This is a genomic window from Chryseolinea sp. T2, from assembly GCF_037203685.1.
In the GTDB taxonomy this organism is placed as follows: domain Bacteria; phylum Bacteroidota; class Bacteroidia; order Cytophagales; family Cyclobacteriaceae; genus Chryseolinea.
This window is the reverse complement of the sequence record NZ_JBBCAU010000005.1, coordinates 402742-419398: the sequence shown is the minus strand read 5'-3', so window position 1 is coordinate 419398 and position 16657 is coordinate 402742. Positions and strand designations below refer to the sequence as shown.

Annotated in this window: 15 protein-coding genes; 6 read left to right on the top strand and 9 right to left on the bottom strand. The window is 48.1% G+C overall.

Annotated elements, in window-relative coordinates; genetic code table 11:
- Positions 1 to 54: 54 nt before the first annotated feature.
- A complete protein-coding gene (locus WBG78_RS18460) occupies positions 55 to 807 on the bottom strand; it encodes an MBL fold metallo-hydrolase (RefSeq protein ID WP_337327944.1) in 753 nt (250 codons plus the stop codon).
- A 117-nt stretch (positions 808 to 924) separates the two neighbouring features.
- On the opposite strand from WBG78_RS18460, the gene dinB reads away from it, so the two are divergent.
- Positions 925 to 2010: a DNA polymerase IV gene (gene dinB, locus WBG78_RS18455; RefSeq protein ID WP_337327943.1), complete on the top strand. Its 1086-nt coding sequence runs from the start codon at positions 925 to 927 to the stop codon at positions 2008 to 2010.
- On the opposite strand, the gene WBG78_RS18450 is transcribed toward dinB, so the two are convergent.
- The gene (locus tag WBG78_RS18450) at positions 1989 to 2732 is read right to left on the bottom strand and encodes a hypothetical protein (RefSeq protein ID WP_337327942.1); all 744 of its coding nucleotides are present in this window, start codon (positions 2730 to 2732) and stop codon (positions 1989 to 1991) included. The genes dinB and WBG78_RS18450 overlap by 22 nt on opposite strands.
- Before the next feature lie 181 nt (positions 2733 to 2913).
- Between WBG78_RS18450 and WBG78_RS18445 the strand changes: the two genes are divergently transcribed.
- Together WBG78_RS18445 and WBG78_RS18440 are read left to right on the top strand one after the other, a co-directional pair.
- Entirely contained in the window at positions 2914 to 5022 is a 2109-nt protein-coding gene (locus WBG78_RS18445) for a hypothetical protein (RefSeq protein ID WP_337327941.1), read from the top strand.
- A gap of 69 nt (positions 5023 to 5091) precedes the next feature.
- The gene (locus tag WBG78_RS18440) at positions 5092 to 5835 is read left to right on the top strand and encodes a GNAT family N-acetyltransferase (protein ID WP_337327940.1); all 744 of its coding nucleotides are present in this window, start codon (positions 5092 to 5094) and stop codon (positions 5833 to 5835) included.
- A 41-nt stretch (positions 5836 to 5876) separates the two neighbouring features.
- Here WBG78_RS18440 and WBG78_RS18435 read toward each other — a convergent pair whose 3' ends face one another.
- Complete coding sequence (locus WBG78_RS18435) at positions 5877 to 6497, bottom strand: 3-keto-disaccharide hydrolase (protein ID WP_337327939.1); 621 nt, start codon at positions 6495 to 6497, stop codon at positions 5877 to 5879.
- A gap of 222 nt (positions 6498 to 6719) precedes the next feature.
- On the opposite strand from WBG78_RS18435, the gene WBG78_RS18430 reads away from it, so the two are divergent.
- Positions 6720 to 7598, top strand: coding sequence for an SMP-30/gluconolactonase/LRE family protein (locus tag WBG78_RS18430; RefSeq protein WP_337327938.1), 879 nt, complete (start codon positions 6720 to 6722; stop codon positions 7596 to 7598).
- Positions 7599 to 7663: 65 nt separating this feature from the next.
- Here the strand turns inward: WBG78_RS18430 and WBG78_RS18425 are convergent, their stop codons facing one another.
- Positions 7664 to 7858 carry a hypothetical protein gene (locus WBG78_RS18425; RefSeq protein WP_337327937.1) on the bottom strand — a complete coding sequence of 65 codons (195 nt, stop codon included), beginning with the start codon at positions 7856 to 7858 and terminating at the stop codon, positions 7664 to 7666.
- Between the two features lie 218 nt (positions 7859 to 8076).
- On the opposite strand from WBG78_RS18425, the gene WBG78_RS18420 reads away from it, so the two are divergent.
- Positions 8077 to 8463 carry a hypothetical protein gene (locus WBG78_RS18420; protein ID WP_337327936.1) on the top strand — a complete coding sequence of 129 codons (387 nt, stop codon included), beginning with the start codon at positions 8077 to 8079 and terminating at the stop codon, positions 8461 to 8463.
- 1 nt (position 8464) lies between these two features.
- Here WBG78_RS18420 and WBG78_RS18415 read toward each other — a convergent pair whose 3' ends face one another.
- Entirely contained in the window at positions 8465 to 10648 is a 2184-nt protein-coding gene (locus tag WBG78_RS18415; protein ID WP_337327935.1) for an outer membrane protein assembly factor BamB family protein, read from the bottom strand.
- Between the two features lie 123 nt (positions 10649 to 10771).
- Here WBG78_RS18415 and WBG78_RS18410 point away from each other — a divergent pair, with 123 nt between their 5' ends.
- Positions 10772 to 13687, top strand: coding sequence for an FAD-binding and (Fe-S)-binding domain-containing protein (locus tag WBG78_RS18410; protein ID WP_337327934.1), 2916 nt, complete (start codon positions 10772 to 10774; stop codon positions 13685 to 13687).
- A gap of 8 nt (positions 13688 to 13695) precedes the next feature.
- On the opposite strand, the gene lgt is transcribed toward WBG78_RS18410, so the two are convergent.
- The 4 genes from lgt to WBG78_RS18390 all read right to left on the bottom strand — a co-directional run bounded on the left by lgt (position 13696) and on the right by WBG78_RS18390 (position 16645).
- Positions 13696 to 14541, bottom strand: a complete 846-nt coding sequence (gene lgt, locus WBG78_RS18405; RefSeq protein WP_337327933.1) for a prolipoprotein diacylglyceryl transferase — start codon at positions 14539 to 14541, stop codon at positions 13696 to 13698.
- A gap of 78 nt (positions 14542 to 14619) precedes the next feature.
- The gene (locus WBG78_RS18400; RefSeq protein ID WP_337327932.1) at positions 14620 to 15132 is read right to left on the bottom strand and encodes a hypothetical protein; all 513 of its coding nucleotides are present in this window, start codon (positions 15130 to 15132) and stop codon (positions 14620 to 14622) included.
- Positions 15133 to 15260: 128 nt separating this feature from the next.
- Positions 15261 to 15617, bottom strand: coding sequence for a response regulator (locus tag WBG78_RS18395; protein ID WP_337327931.1), 357 nt, complete (start codon positions 15615 to 15617; stop codon positions 15261 to 15263).
- A 68-nt stretch (positions 15618 to 15685) separates the two neighbouring features.
- Entirely contained in the window at positions 15686 to 16645 is a 960-nt protein-coding gene (locus WBG78_RS18390) for a helix-turn-helix transcriptional regulator (RefSeq protein ID WP_337327930.1), read from the bottom strand.
- Positions 16646 to 16657: the final 12 nt, after the last annotated feature.

The window sequence follows — 16657 nt, the reverse complement described above, 5'->3', positions numbered from 1 at the left end:
CCAGGAACTACCCTTTGCGCCCTCTCGAAGAAGGATATAAGGGTAGTTCTCTTTTTAGCCGCCACTATACCAGTTTCTCAGGCGCACGTCAATAGACTTGCTTCCCTTGTTCACCAGCTTTTTGAATCCTTCTACATCAGCCAGTCCTCCCTGACCCCGGTAATGATATGGATAAACTATTTTGGGTTTGAATTCAAGAACTGCACTCGCCGCCTGATTGATATCCATTGTGTAAGGCAGATTCATGCACACAAACGCCACATCAATATTTTTGAGCCCTCGCATTTCGGGAATATCTTCTGTGTCGCCGGAAATATAAATACGCTTTCCTCCCAGCGTGAGAACATAGCCATTGCCACGTCCCTTTGAATGTCGGGCATCTTTGTCGTCAGGAATATTGTACATGGGAATTGCCTGAATGTCGATTCCCGACTTGCTGATTGAAGAGCCATTAGCAAGAACCGTCGCCTTGTCTTTGAGGTTCGGAGCGAGCTGGTCGACAACGGCCTGAGGCGCGACGATTGCCGCGTGATCCACATCAATTGCCGATAAAGTCTCGGGATTAAGATGATCCCCATGAATGTCAGTAATCAATATCAGATCGGGCCGGGCAATGCCATTATACAATTGCCCTCCGCCATAGGGGTCAATATAGATTGTCACATTGTTCCAGGTGAGCACTAGACTTCCATGAGTAATCGGCTGAATGGAAATAGGGCCACTGCCGGCCTCAACCTTGTCAGGGCTGGGAAGTTGCGCGTGGCTGACAATTGGCAACAGCATGAGACCGAGCAACATCTGCTTCATATCATTGTTGGTTAGATTGAACTATTGATTCGCATTTGATGGATAAGGTAATAAATTGGCAGTGCATCCAGGGGGAAAGTTATGCTTGAGGCAGATGATGGTTTAGAAAGAAGTCAAATGTCAAAACGGCGCAAGATTATTCATATTGACATGGATGCTTTTTACGCCTCTGTTGAACAGCGCGACAATCCTGAATACAGGAACAAACCGATTGCCGTTGGAGGCATGCCTACTGGAAGGGGAGGTGTTGTCGCTACGGCAAGTTACGAGGCCCGAAAGTTTGGCGTTCGGTCAGCGATGCCGTCGAGACAGGCAAAAGAAAGATGCCCGAATCTCATTTTTGTTCGTCCCCGATTCGAAGTGTACAAAAGTGTTTCGCTTCACGTACGTGAGATCTTTCACCGATTCACAGACCTCGTGGAACCCTTGTCGCTTGATGAAGCCTATCTTGATGTATCAGAAGATAAGCTCGGCCTCGGATCAGCCCTCGATATTGCGCGACTCATCAAGGACGCCATTCGGATCGAGCTGCAACTCACTGCATCTGCTGGTGTTTCCGTGAGCAAATTTGTAGCGAAGATTGCTTCCGACATGAATAAGCCAGATGGTCTCACTTTTATCGGCCCTTCAAAGGTAGAGTCGTTCATGGAATCGCTGCCGGTCGAGAAATTCTTTGGTGTTGGAAAAGTTACGGCTTCGAAGATGAAACGCCTCGGCCTTTTTACAGGCAGCGATCTGAAGAAACTTTCACTCGATCAGCTCAAGCGTCATTTTGGAAAGTCAGGTACGTTCTTTTTTAATATAGTTAGGGGCATCGATGAACGACCTGTAATTCCCTATCGCGAGGCGAAGTCAATTGGCGCTGAAGATACATTTGATGTTGACCTGAGAACGACTGATGAGATTATTGAGGAATTGAACCGAATGTCAGCAGTGGTGGCAGACAGGGCGGGCAGGAAGAACATAACTGGCAAGACGGTCACAGTGAAAATCAAGTTTAATGATTTCAAAGTGATCACACGCGCAAAATCTTCGGACGAATTATTCAATGACGAAGACACGATAAAGGAAGTAGTTCGTCAGATTGTAAATACGATGGATCTCGACGAGAAACGCGTCCGTCTTGTTGGTGTTACTTTGTCAAACCTTGATACTGCAAAAGGGGCGATGGACGAAGGCCATCAATTGCCGCTGGGCTTATAAGTTGCTGAACTGTTTTGTGCAGCGACGAGAGTGTTGCTGTATTGCACAAGGTCCCTCAACGATTCAGGGTCTTCGAAGTTGGTTTGGTGATCGCGCAAATATTCAAGAATCTCGCTCTTATATTCGCTGAATGCTTTCAATACTCCGGCGCGTGTTGCATGAAAAACCGCATCCCGGGGCCCAACGATGTAAAATTCAGTTTGTGTGCGATACGCCATGTCTTCATTGTTGACAACACTCTCTCCCACACGTCGAGTGGAAACCGTTGATCCAGGCGACACGGTTGCCATGCCATATCCGTTGTAAACCATGATGTCACGGCGCTCAATTTTCCACCGGGTGCGCGTGGCCAGATTGTAGTTGTCCTCGCGTGTCTGGAGATTGAAGTATCCGTCCCTGAAATGGTGATAGAAGAGGTCCTTGCCAATCCGGATATACCGGAATATGTTGCTCTCTTCAGGAATGTACAACGTGTCCCCGTTCTGATCAATGTACTGCATGACCTCCAGCAGCGTGTTGTAATTAAGCAGCATCACGTCTGAACGCTTCCCCTGTGGGTAGAACACCTGGCCCTGCTGGAATGTTGGGTAATAAAAATGCTTCACGCGAGGAATGACTTCCGACGCCTCTTGACCGGTGCGCACCATGAACTCTTCTGAAGTTTGAGCCGATAAGCTTCCGCAGGCACAGAAGGCAACTAAAACGATCAGCGATTTTTTCATAGGAGCGGGGCTTATGAACCGACAGTCGATATACTAAAGTTAACGAACTACGCTGAATTTTGTGTAGTGCTACCAACGAAAAACGGTTTACTGGCAACGAAACGGTATTCACAAACTATCCAATTTTGTTGTCAGGGTAGCTGAAAAATTCCAAAATTGACTGTTCCTAAAAATCCTGCCAGTGCGCTTCCTTTCAACAACATTATTCTACCTCCTTTTTGCCGGCATCCTCGGTTGTCGGAATCACTCATCCGATAATGCGAAGAGTGAAATCCCAGACCTGACTGTTCCTGAATTCGTTGTCGAAACCAACATGACAAAGTTTGGCTCCCTGCAGCCTGAATTCAAGATAGAGCCCGTTCAAAACGGTATCCGTAAAGTGTCGGTAACAGTTGACCTCAAAGACACGCTGGCGCTTGATGACTGGCACATCACTCTGCATCCCTCTTTCAAACCGTCTTTTTATTGGGCACCTCATCTCACACCTACTTCAGATCACATAATAGCACAGCATGTGTTCCGTGCGCCTGCTATGATTGTTACCGATTCGTCACACTATCTGTGTGTTATTCCCGATCTCGACATTGTTGGGCAGAGCGGGCAACCGCAATGGTACATGGACCTCGATGCTAATGCGAACACGCTGACTTTAGGCATTAGTCTGAGTCAGGTAAAAGAACACGTACTATTTCGCAGGGCTTCAGGGCAGAAGATCGGACCTGGAACTTTTCACTTTGGCTTCTATCTGATCACATCGAATCAAACAGAGGAGATTGCCGATCCATGGCGTTCGCCTCTGGAATTTATGTACACAAAATGGTTCAGTCCATTGTCGCGACAGGGGCAGCCTGTGCCTGGCGATCTGAAGCCCTATGTTGAACACGCCTATCAGTGGGCATTTAAATCTTGGGACAAACAAGTTTGGCAGGAGTTCTCTGTTAAGGGCCGGCGTGTAGGGGCCCCGGTATTTATCGTGAATATTACTCAAAGTCCGAACTATCCGGGAACTGTGAATGAAAGAGAATTCCGATCGGTCTGGAACCAGGCCTGGTTTAGTTCGTTGAGATCCGCCTCTGGCCTTTACCGGTATGCCCGCAGGACAAACAACGAAGAATGGCGAAAGAAGGCCCTGATGACAAAGGAACTTGCATTAGCGTTTCCTCAGTCAAAAGGACTGTTTCCCTCGGTAGCCGGAACCGAAATGGAACAGGTTGAAGTTAACGGTGAGAAGGTGTCCAGGTCAAAGGGTTGGTCTACGTTGTACTTCGGGAATTCCAATCGCAATCCGTCCAAAAGCTGGGGGTCTGCAAAGGACGCCCCTTATCACATTCTCGACATGAGCTGGACGGCCTGGCTTATGTTGCAGTGGCATACTGAGCTCGAGCACGACCCGCGCCTTGTCGCCTATGCCAGGCGTTATGCGGACCGCCTGATCACATTACAGGACAGCGTCGGATTCTTTCCGGCATGGCTCGATCAACGCGACCTGTCTGTATTGCCATTTCTTGAGCAGTCGCCGGAATCATCTATGTCTGTTACCTTCCTGTTGAAGATGTACCAGGTCACAGACGACGGCCGATACCTGGCAGCCGCCAGGAAATGCATGGATGCAATAGTTGAGCACGTAGTTCCTGAACATCAATGGGAAGACTTTGAAACATACTGGTCATGCAGTCGCGTGCTGGATAGTCTCGTCGGAAAAAAGATAGCACGCAACAATGCCTTTAAGCAAAACACGCTGTCGATGTACTGGACATCCGAAGCTCTGCTCAATATGTATGAGGAGACGAATGATTCATCTTATATAAAAGTCGGGCAACGAGTGCTTGATGAGCTACTGATGTATCAGGCCACCTGGCAACCTCCTTTCATACCGATCAGAGCGCTTGGCGGCTTTGGAGTTATGAATGGCGACGGTGAATGGAATGATTCACGTCAGTGCCTCTTTGCCGAGCTGTTAATCCGTTACGGACGTGAACTTCATAACCGGGAATATGTTGATCGCGGTGTTGCAGCATTGAAAGCTTCTTTTGTAATGATGTATTGTCCTGAGAATCCCGAAACAAAAGCACAATGGGAAAAGGTATATCCTTTTTTTAATGAAAAAGACTATGGGTTCATGATGGAGAACTATGGCCATGGCGGAGAAACAAATGCCGAAGGATTAGGTATCGGTGAATTCACCATATACGACTGGGGCAATGGTGCAGCCGCTGAAGCTTATAACAGAATAGTCGATCACTTTGGTGTTTCGGTACTTGAACAGGAGGGTAAGGTGGCGAACGAGTAGAGCGGTTAAGAATGTCACAGCCACATCTCTGAAATTTACCGATAAGAAATTAGATTCATACGCATGTTAATGACGGTATCAAGATGCGAACTGTTCGAGATTCAGAGCATGCGTGCGTTGTTTCTGAATGAATTGAACGCACAGTTCATACACGACAAGTGCCACTTGTACGGATGGTCAGACGATTACTTTTTTGCCATCAACGGCGAGAAGGTCGGATACGGCTGTGTCTGGGGAATCAACGAACGAAAAGATCGCGATACTATTTTTGAATACTACCTGCTGCCCGAATACCGCCGGCATGACACGTTTTTTATGCGCGAATTGATCCGCAGCTCAGGAGCAACTACACTTGAATGCCAGACCAACGATCCAAATACATCCCGGCTATTTTTCGAGAACGCTGTTAACATCAGCGTCGAGTCAATCGTATATCAGGACGCAAACAAAACTGATTGGTCTCTCGAAGACTTGAAAGTGGTTGATTGTTCTGAGGCGACTGACTCAATGCGCGAACACAAGCTTGAACTTCAAAAGCAAGGTGTGATTGTTGCCAGCGGCGGGCTTATGTTGAACTACAACCCACCATATGCCGACGTTTATATGGATGTTCCGGAAGCCCACCGGCGCAATGGCTACGGGACAATGGTGGTTCAGGAGCTAAAAAAAATGGCCTATGAGATAGGTCGCACGCCGGTCGCCCGGTGTCGTGTTTCTAACCTGATCTCAAAGGCCACTCTTGTCAGGGCGGGCTTTCAACCTTGTGGATACTGGCTGACTGGAAAGGGTCTCACCAACGTAACCGTTAGATGATTATAAGTTGATGGGTTTGCCGTTTCGCCAGAGGACCTGAATTAATCAGGAAGGATCTTCACCTGAATGTCCTTGTAGAACACCTTGCTTTTGGGATCGTGCCCCTGCAATGCAACAGTGCCGGTGCGAATTCTGGCTGGATCTTTCTCAGTGTATTCGTTGATGATCTTATCGTTCACTTTCACGGTAACCTTATCACCAACTATAATGATATGCTCCGTGAACCATTCGTTGTCGTTGGCGGGAGCAACCTTCACATCCTGCAATGCATAAACACTCCCTGTCTTGCGCCAGTCAGTGTGTGTGTTATTGACCTGAATCTCGTAACCCTTTGAAGGCCATCCGTCAGCCTGAAAATCAGTGTGTACGAATATGCCGGAATTGGATCCTGGTGTAGTCATGACCTGTGCCTTGAACTCAAAGTTCTTGAAGTTGTGATTTCCCACAGGCCCCTCATAGAACAGATGTGCCCGTTCGCCAAAGACAGCGATAGACCCGTCCTTCACGGTGAACGTTTCCGCATGCTCGCCGACTTTCCAGTTGTTAAGTGACTTGCCATCAAAAATGGTTACCCACCCCTCGGCAGGATTGTCCTTTGATTTCATGCTTGACATCGACAGAAGTGCCATTGCCAGGAAACCGGTGAGAAGAAATTTTTTCATTATCGTTCGTTTATGTTTGACAATAAATATAGTTCTTCTTTTTAACCGCAACCCGCTTTTGATCTCCAAGTGTGTAGACTTTTCCATGCATGGTTGCGTAGATAGTGTCCGGCGGTCTATATTCGTTTTATTGGTGCGTAAAACTTTATAACTCTTTATATGACTACTTTGACTTTACCTTTTCGATTTGAATTGTCTTCGAACTTAAAATACGCAGTGGCAATGCTTTTGGGATTTATAGTTCATGGACAAACCTATGGACAGGTAAAGGCAGAGAGTGCAGTCGTCGCAAAGGGTGCGGTAGCGGTTAGAGCGGGAACAGGTTATGCTTTCACCGAGGGGCCGGCCGTTGACTCAAAGGGAAACGTTTACTTCACCGACCAGCCCAATGACAAAATACTTAAGTGGTCCACCAACGGAAAGATCGAAACATTCATGGATGGGGCGGGGCGATCAAATGGTCTTTATATCGACAAAGCAGGAAACATCTGGAGCTGTGCTGACGCAAACAATGAGCTTTGGAAAATCAGCAAAGACAAGCAGCATACAGTAGTGCTGTCGGATTTTCAGGGTAAGAAGTTTAACGGCCCCAACGATCTTTGGATTGATCCGAAAGGAGGCGTGTACTTCACGGATCCTTTCTACAAGCGCGATTACTGGACACGCACGGAGCAGGAAATTGAAAAGCAGGATGTATACTACTTGAGTCCTGACGGTAAGAATGTAACCGTTGCAGCCACCGACTTTATGCAGCCCAATGGAATTGTCGGCTCTCCTGATGGAAAGAAGTTGTTCGTGGCCGACATCCGTGGAAGGAAAACTTTTGTATTCGAGATTCAGGGAGATGGCAAACTGGGAGAGCGCAAATTGTTTACAGAAATGGGTTCAGACGGAATGACCCTCGACTCGAATGGCAACCTGTATCTTACGGGAAAGGGCGTAACGGTATTTGATCCTCAGGGCAAACAAATCGATCACATTGATATCGACGAGCCCTGGACGGCGAATGTCTGCTTTGGAGGAAAGGACCTGAAGACATTATTCGTTACTGCTTCAAAGTCAGTCTATACGGTAAAGATGAAGGTGAAGGGCGCCCGTTGAGGTAACCTACCTCAACGTGATCGCTTTTCAGGACACTTTCAGGACACAGCAAGTTGGCTGGCCGCTCAATGATCACTGTTTTCAATTAACCTGAATGGCGTTGAGGCAGTGCTATCGGTCCTGACTTCTGAGTCAGCCAACGCCATAGGGAATGCATCTTTAGCTTTTCTGGGCATAGATGCCGACAATCTGAATATGGGTGTTGCAAATGCAATCAGCAGGAACAACGCAAGGATGATTTTAACGGCACGGAAATCCATAGGGGTCAGATTTTTTATCTCTATGCGTTTTTCAACAAAAGGTAACCTTGGAAGGACTTTTTGATCGGACTTATTTCTCATACGGGCATCCGGATAACGTCCAATACGGACGGTTACCGATAACAACGCCTCAGTGGCGCATCTGCAGCATCGGCCTTGCACCTAATCGTTAAATTAGATTGCTATTACCATTGATTCTTAACCCCAGACACTGATCGATGGCACGTGACGGTATCAACAACCTGATCTGCGATAATATTCTACGTAAGTTTGATGGCCATAAGTCCATCACCAGGGAAAAAATGCGCTCTGACAGTTTCTACTCAAACATCGATGGAGATTGGACAGTGGTAGAGCGACACATTGACTTTTTGATACGCGATAGGGCCCTAAAGGAGGACGAGGACATTGTTTCCCTCACCAACAAGGGATGGTTCATGATGAACAACGCAGAGAAAGTCGGATATGTCGCTCAAAAAATCGATGATGTTCAATGGCGCAAGAGTGAACGCGATGGACGTGTACTACTAAAAATCTCCGCTTTTGCAGTACTTGGTGTCATCGTAATATGGAGTCTGATAAAACTGGCTACTCCGCTGGCCTGACTTATTTTGCTTCGGGCAAAGCGTAACTGATCACATATCCACCTGGGTGATCCTCAGTTCCGGTTACTGAAAGGGCGACAAACTGACGTCCACCACTCCAATACGTGCAGGGCGTTGCATTGCCTACAGCCGGAAGCCTGGTTTCCCACAACAGCTCCCCATTGTCTTTGTCGAAAGCCCGGAACATCTTATCGCGTGTCCCGGCTATGAAGACCAATCCCCCCGATGTAACGATAGGACCGCCATATCCTTCGGCACCGGTGATGGTCGTTGAATCCTGCTGCCACTCGGGAATATTTCCGATCACTTTCTTCCAGGCGTACTCACCTGTGTTCAGGTTGATTGCATTCAGTGCGCCCCACGGTGGCTTGATAGCGGGATGTCCATCGATGTCGTTGAAGTGCGAAAAGGGTGTGATGTTCAGATATACAGTAGCCGTGTCGTTAACAGTGCCGGACTGACCTTCCATGTTGGTGTGAATTTCAAAAATATCGGCCTCCTTTTGTGACGATCTTCCCTTGTTTTCATACAGGAAGGCGATCACGTCTTCAACGCGCGCATTGAGTATGCCTCCAAAGGCAGGCATTCTGCTTTTTCCTTTTTCAACAATTGTCCGTGCAACATCGGCAGGCATTCTGGAGGCTAGATCAACAAGCGAAGGATAATTTGGCGGATCGCCACGACGGTCTTTACCATGACAGGTTGCACAGTAGGTATTGAAGATTGCTTTGCCCCGGAAGTATGGCGAGGCGGCTTTATCATTTTCCGATTTCTCCACGCGCTGCAATACATCAATCTCCGGTGAGTCATTAGATTTTATATACAGCAGCCCGGTTTCTTTGTCAAAGGCGGCGCCTCCCCAGTTAGAACCGCCTCGGGTGCCGGGAATCATTAACGTACCCTTTGTATCGGGGGGCGTAAACATGCCTTCGTAACGAAGAGACCGAAACCGTTTCACCAGTGAATCATGCGCAGCAGGAGAATAGTTTGTGAGATCTTCCTCTGTCATATTCTGTCGCGCATAGGGCAGAGGTTGCAGGGGAAACGGTTGTGTTGCCCACGCCTTCTCACCAGGAATGTGGGAAGGAGGGACTGGTCGCTCTTCAACAGGAAAAATAGGTTTTCCCGTCTCACGCTCGAGAACAAACAGGAACCCGGTTTTTGTAGTTTGCGCCACGGCATCAATCTTCTTTCCATCGCGCTCGATGGTCACGAGATTCGGAGGAGCGGGCAGGTCATAGTCCCAGAGGTCGTGATGAACAGTTTGAAAATGCCAGCGATATTGACCTGAAGCGGCATCGAGAGCCACGATGGAATTCCCAAAGAGATTTTGACCATGCCGGTCGGCCCCATAAAAGTCGTACGACGGCGAGCCCAGGGCCAGGAACACAAGGCCTCTGTCCAGATCAATGCTCATACCTGACCAGTCATTGACTCCTCCTACATATTTCCAGGCATCTTTTGGCCATGTATCATAACCTGGCTCACCAGGGTGGGGGATGGTATGAAACGTCCATGCTAGCTTTCCGCTGCGCACATCATACGCCCGAATGTATCCTGGTTCTGCGCCATAAAGCTCAGATACCTCTGCACCCATTATGATCAGATCTTTGTAGATGATACCAGGCGAAGTTGGCTTCACTGAAATAATGGAAGAATCGCCGCGAAGCCCGACATTCAGGTTTACCTTGCCACGGGCACCAAAGGTTGATATCAGTTTGCCGGTTGCTGCCTCAAGAGCGTACAATTGATCTCCGGCGGTATAAAGGATGCGCTTTTCGTCTCCGTCTTCCCAATAGGTAACGCCCCGGTAGATACCGCCGCCTTCACCGCCTTCAAAGGCATCGTGCGACCAAAGCAGCTCTCCGCTATTTGCATTAACAGCATATAAGCGGTGGCGGGCTGAGGTCACATACATCGTTCCGTCTACAACTATCGGATTGCACTCGCTGTTGCCGATTCTGTTATTCCGGGCGTCATCAGGATGAAAAGTCCATGCCACTTCAAGATTCTTAACGTTCTGTTTGTTGATTGAATTTAGATCGGCGTAGCTACTACTTTGAGGGTCAGCCTTATATACCGACCATACCCGGTCCTTGCTGGCAGGTCTTGTGCACGATGCCAACAATATCAGCATGACAACCTTGATACTTCCGGACGCTGAGCGACGATTGAGCGGGGCCATAAAATGTGAATTCGGCCCTAAAATATCGTATTCGGAAACAATGCACGAAGCCTTTTCATAAACGGCAAATTTGGAGGACATCAGTACCTGCTGCAGCGTCTGGTTTTTAATTAGTTTTGCCGCATGAATTTTGGCCCCCTTTTGAAAGAGTTTGAAGGTGAGTTTTTCACTGATGAAACAACCCGCCGGCTGTATGCCACTGACGCCTCTGCCTATCGCGAGATGCCGGTGGCTGTATGCATGCCGCGGTCTGCACGTGACATAGAATCCCTGATACGATTTGCTCAGCAAAATAAAACATCACTTATCCCAAGAACTGCCGGTACTTCTCTGGCCGGACAGGTCGTCGGTGCTGGTATCGTCGTCGATGTGTCCAAATACTTTAACAAGGTAATAGAAGTCAACGCCGCCGAAGGATGGGCCATAGTTGAACCTGGAATCGTTCGGGACGACCTCAATCAGATACTGAAGCCAACAGGTCACTTCTTTGCCCCTGAGACGTCTACGGCTAACCGGGCAATGATCGGTGGCATGATTGGAAACAACAGCTGCGGATCCAATTCAATTGTCTACGGAAGCGTTCGTGAGCATTTGCTTGAGGTAGACGCGCTCATGGCGGATGGTCGTCGGGTGAAGTTTGGAACGTTAAACACGCAGGCGTTCAATGATCATCAGCAATCTCCGGGACTCGAAGGACAGGTTTACCGGCACATTGCACAAATGCTCAGCGATTCAGAGAATCAGAAACAGATTCGCGATGGGTTCCCCAAGCCGACCATAGTTCGTCGAAATACGGGCTATGCAATCGACATGCTTGCGCGCATGAGACCATTCAATGCTGAAGGACCGGACTTCAACTTCTGCAGCCTGATTGCTGGTTCAGAGGGAACGCTCGCCTTTATACTCAGTGCCAAAATCAGACTCACACCGCTTCCGGCACAACATAAGGCGCTGGTATGCATTCATTGCAAAAGCATAGACGAGTCGTTGCACGCTAATCTTGTTGCTGTAAAGCACGATCCATCGGCGGTCGAATTAATGGATCACTATGTGTTTGAAGCTACGAAGCGTAATCGCGGCCAGCAGGAGAATCGCTTTTTCATCGAGGGCGATCCTATGGCTATTCTGGTGGCGGAGTTAACGCGCTCCTCCGAGGATGCTCTCAAACAGGACACTCAAAAATTGATCGAAGAACTAAAGGCCGGGGGACTTGGCTACTCATATCCGATCGTTAAAGGAGACGACATAAAGAAGGTTTGGAACCTTCGTAAGGCAGGGCTGGGGCTATTGTCAAACGTGCCTGGTGATGAAAAGCCCGTGCCCGTTATAGAGGACACAGCGGTCGATGTGACGGACCTCCCGGCGTATATCGCCGACATGAATGAGCTCCTGAAAAAGAATAGCCTGTATAGCGTTCACTACGCTCATGCCGGTTCCGGCGAACTCCATCTCAGGCCAATTATCGATCTAAAGAAAAAGGATGGAGTCAGGTTGTTCCGTGTGATGGCAGAAGAAACTGCCACTTTGGTAAAGAAGTACAATGGTTCGCTCTCGGGCGAACACGGCGACGGTCGCCTGCGCGGTGAGTTTATTCCTCAGATGATTGGCGAACATAACTATCGCCTTATTCAGGAACTAAAGCGCGAGTGGGACCCGAACAATTTGTTTAATCCTGGAAAGATTGTTCAGACTCCGCCGATGGATACCTTTCTTCGGTATGAGCACGATCAGTCAACGCCACACTACGATACTATACTGGACTTTTCAGATACGCAGGGGATCGTACGCGCTGCAGAGCAATGCAACGGGTCGGGCGATTGCCGGAAGACGGAGATGAGTGGGGGCACGATGTGCCCCAGCTATATGGCTACACGCAACGAGAAGGAAACGACGCGTGCCCGTGCCAATATGTTGAGGGAAATGATTGGCAGGAATCCGGAAGCAAATCCATTTGCCAGAGAGGAGATCAAGGAAGTAATGGATCTCTGTTTAAGCTGTAAGGGGTGTAAATCAGAGTGTCCCTCCAATGTCGATGTCGGCAAACTGAAACAGGAGTGGCAATATCAGTACTACAAAACAAGGGGCGTGCCGCTGAGAACACGGATGATAGGTCGCTTTTCGGCGATGATGAAACTTGCACACGCCTTGCCCTGGGGTTATAAACTGTTGTTCAGTAATCAGATTACTGGCAACCTTGTGAAAAGAGTTGTGGGTTTTGCATCTGGCAGAAGCATGCCAAAATTATCGGAGATTACCTGGCATGATTGGTTCAATAAGAAGTTTAAACCTAAGACCACTCGGCCTGTCAAAACAGTTTACCTGTTCGTTGATGAGTTGCTCAGTTATAATGAGGCGGAGATCGGTATTACCACGGTAAGGCTATTGGATGAGTTGGGCTACGGCATCAAAGTCGTTGCCCATGACGAGTCGGGGAGAAGCTACCTGTCTAAGGGTTTGCTGGAGGAGGCGCGTGAAATTGCCAGACGAAATGTGAAGACGTTTTATGAGCTTGTTTCCGCTGATACGCCTCTCATCGGAGTCGAGCCGTCTGCGATCCTGAGTTTTCGGGATGAGTATCCGGATCTGCTTCGCGGAAGCGAAAAAGAACAGGCGCGTTCTATTGCCCGTCACACGTTTATGATAGAGGAGTTTCTTGCTTCAGAATTAGATGCCGGTAATATTGAACCGAACAGATTCGAGAGCAGGAAACAAGTTATCAAGCTCCATGGCCACTGCCAGCAGAAGGCGCTTTCATCACTTACGCCAACAAAAAAGATCCTTACCCACCTCGGCAAGCATGAGGTTCACCTGATCCAATCTGGCTGCTGCGGCATGGCTGGCTCATTTGGATACGAACGAGAACACTTCGAAATATCGATGAAGATCGGAGAATTGGTTTTGTTCCCTCTTGTAAGGAAGCAACCCGACGAGGTGTTAATCGCCGCACCAGGAACCAGCTGTCGCCACCAGATCAAAGATGGTACAGGAAGGAAAGCCCTTCATCCGGTAGAGATACTGTGGGACGCGCTGAAAAAGTAATCAAGAGATCACCCAAGCACTTGCGGATTGGCGCGCCGTCGGAATGCGTAGATCAGTATGATCACACCAGCCAGCACCACGGGCAGACTTAGCAACTGCCCCATGTTGATCAGATACTCATTCTCAAATTCTACCTGATTGTTCTTAAAGAACTCCACGAGGAAGCGAAATGAGAACAGCAGGATCATGAGTGTACCTGTGATCACTCCGTCAGGAAGAGTGTGCCTTCGTTGCTTCCACATATAAAATGTGATCAGAAAAAGAGCTATGCAAAAGAATGCTTCGTACAGCTGTGTGGGATGACGTGGAACCAGAGGCAGTAAACGCGGGTCAGTTTCCCGAAGAAAGATAAAACCCCAGGGCAGCGCAGTGGGTGTGCCGTAGATCTCGGAATTGAAAAGATTGCCAAGTCGTATCATGCAGCCTCCAATACCCACCACTATAGCCAAACGGTCCAGCAGCCACAGATAGGATTGCTCCTGATACTTTCTTGTGTACAGGTATACTGCCAGGAGCATCATGATTGTTCCTCCATGACTGGCCAGTCCGGCAAATGGCGGCGTAATCATTTCAAGTGCCCAGTCGCCGGGAGACTGAACCAGCAACGGCCATTCATAAAACAGGTAATGCCCGAGTCGTGCCCCGACGATTGCCCCGGCAACTACATAAATTGTCAGCGTGTCGACAGATTGTCTTTGTATTCCATCTTTCGTGAAGATGTAATACAAGACTTGCTGAGAAAGGATAAATCCGATGGCGAACAGAACTCCGTAGTACCGCAGCGACCAATCGTGACCGGAGATTTGGAGAGCAATGAGGACAGGATCAACATCCCATGATATAAAGCCAAGCATAGAAAATTACTCAGTCAAATATAGCAGTGAATTTGGGATGTTGGCTGCTATAGAAGGAACAAGAGTCCGAAGAACTGGCTACCAGCCCTGCTGGCAATCTACTTCCTTGGCATTTACCGGATAAAACTTGCGCTTATCACGATTGAAGCGCCATGCTTCGCGCACCGTCTTGAGGTAAGCCTGGTTAGAGGTCTTGACAACGGCCACAATATCTGCGCTTCCAATACCGCGTTGACGGCAGAAACCAGTGCGTACTTCCCAGCCTGGCTGAATGTCTTTAACTTCTACAACGTCCATGATAGTGTACTTATGCGCCGTTGTATCTTCCATTACGCTGAAGAATACAATCGACGTATTTCCTTTATTGAAGACGTCAACAAGCATCGCTTTGGAATCATTTACCGTAGACACCAGACTTCCTTCCTGAAAATCAAAGCCTTCAAGGTCAGGAATAGTCCGCGTATTGCGATAGCTCTGATTAACCATAGCTTTCATTGAGCCGGCAAATTGTCCCTGTGCGAATGTGAAGCTGGCGATGAATGATAGAACTACTACGGCGCTGATACGCCCTGCGATGGAGTTGAAATGCATCAGTTGAAAAAGTTAAAAAACGACTAAGCTTAAAAAGTAAACGAAAGTTAAGACATTATGCAGGCAATCCAAGAGAGCCGTCGCAATTATCTCGACCGGAGGTCGTATTTCCCCTTGAGAAGTGTTTACTACTGAACAACGCCGAGCCTCGCGCGAATAACAGCAAGTGATATCGGTTTGTTAATCACGCCATCGAAGCCGAAGTCTTTCAACTTTTTCAGTTGAGTGCTGTCTACAAAACTGGAGAGAACAAAGGCATTCTTGATGGTGCCGGATTTTAGTTTCTGTAAAGCCTCCAGAACATCGGTTGCGTGCAGATCTGTGTCAAGGTAGTAATCAATTAACACGGCGTCGAAGTCATTGTTTTGTGCCCATATGAGACAGTCTTTCAGGGAGGTAAATCCCTCTACTTCAAATTCGCCTTGAAGAACCGTCCTGGCAATAAACAAGTCGAGAGGTTCGTCGTCGATGATAAGAATCTTCACAGTGTTCGCAGTAATATCCCGAAAGATAAATACTTGTTACGAATCCCTGTGCACAAGTTTAGGCGGGCCTATGCCTCCACACGGTTAGCGAAAGAGCGTGGTGTTTTCCCAAAACGATTCTTGAAGGCCGTGGCAAAATGGTTGGCGTACTTATAGCCGACCAGCGCGCTCACTTGCTGGATTGAGTAGCTCGGTTGTGACAATAACTCACGTGCATGATCCAGACGGCGTGAGATAAGGTAGTCAAAAACAGTAGTGCCGAACTGGTTCTTAAAACCATTCTTCAAAGCAAATTCGTTAATACCAAAACGCATACAGATCTTTCGGAGAGAGTGCTCCTGAAGGAACGTCTCATCAAGAAATGTTTTAACTTCAAAGAGTACCGTGGACTTGCAGTTTTTGCTTTTCTCCGGTGAGCTGATTGACGTTCCCCATTGAAGAGCGATCAGTTCAAGGATCTTTGCCTCTATGATCATTCGTTTTATCAGGCCGCTCATGGGCGTGTTAAAAATTTCATAGATGTTTTTGATCATTGCCGGAGTTAATGAATAAGCGCCAGCGACGCAAAAGTCTCCTCCAACGAGCTGTTCCTTTAACTTCATAGACCAGGGTTCACTGTCGCTCAGAAGATCCAGGTAGTATTGGTTTGATATTTCTATATGGATGTTATGAAATCTCTCGCCGAGTGAAAGCATGTAGTTACTGCCTTTTACCCGAAGAAAGTGATAGGTAGAAGGAGACAGTTCGGCATCTACTCCAGCTTCGAAGCTCGTGCCCAATGTTCCGCCAATAGACATGCAGTGATGAACATGCCTCGACAAGCTTTCGTCTTTTATTCTCACCGCAACAGGACGTTGCAGCTCTGCACGTTGTTCAGTGATGCGACCCATTCCGACATCAAATGTGCGCTGTTCCCAGCGACCAAAATCAGGGTGATCATAGACCACCTGGGTAGTACCATCAATCGTTTCTCTCTGTACAACGAATTGGGCAAACTCGTTGAAGTCAATGACTGGAATTGATTTCATGTGAGCAGGGAA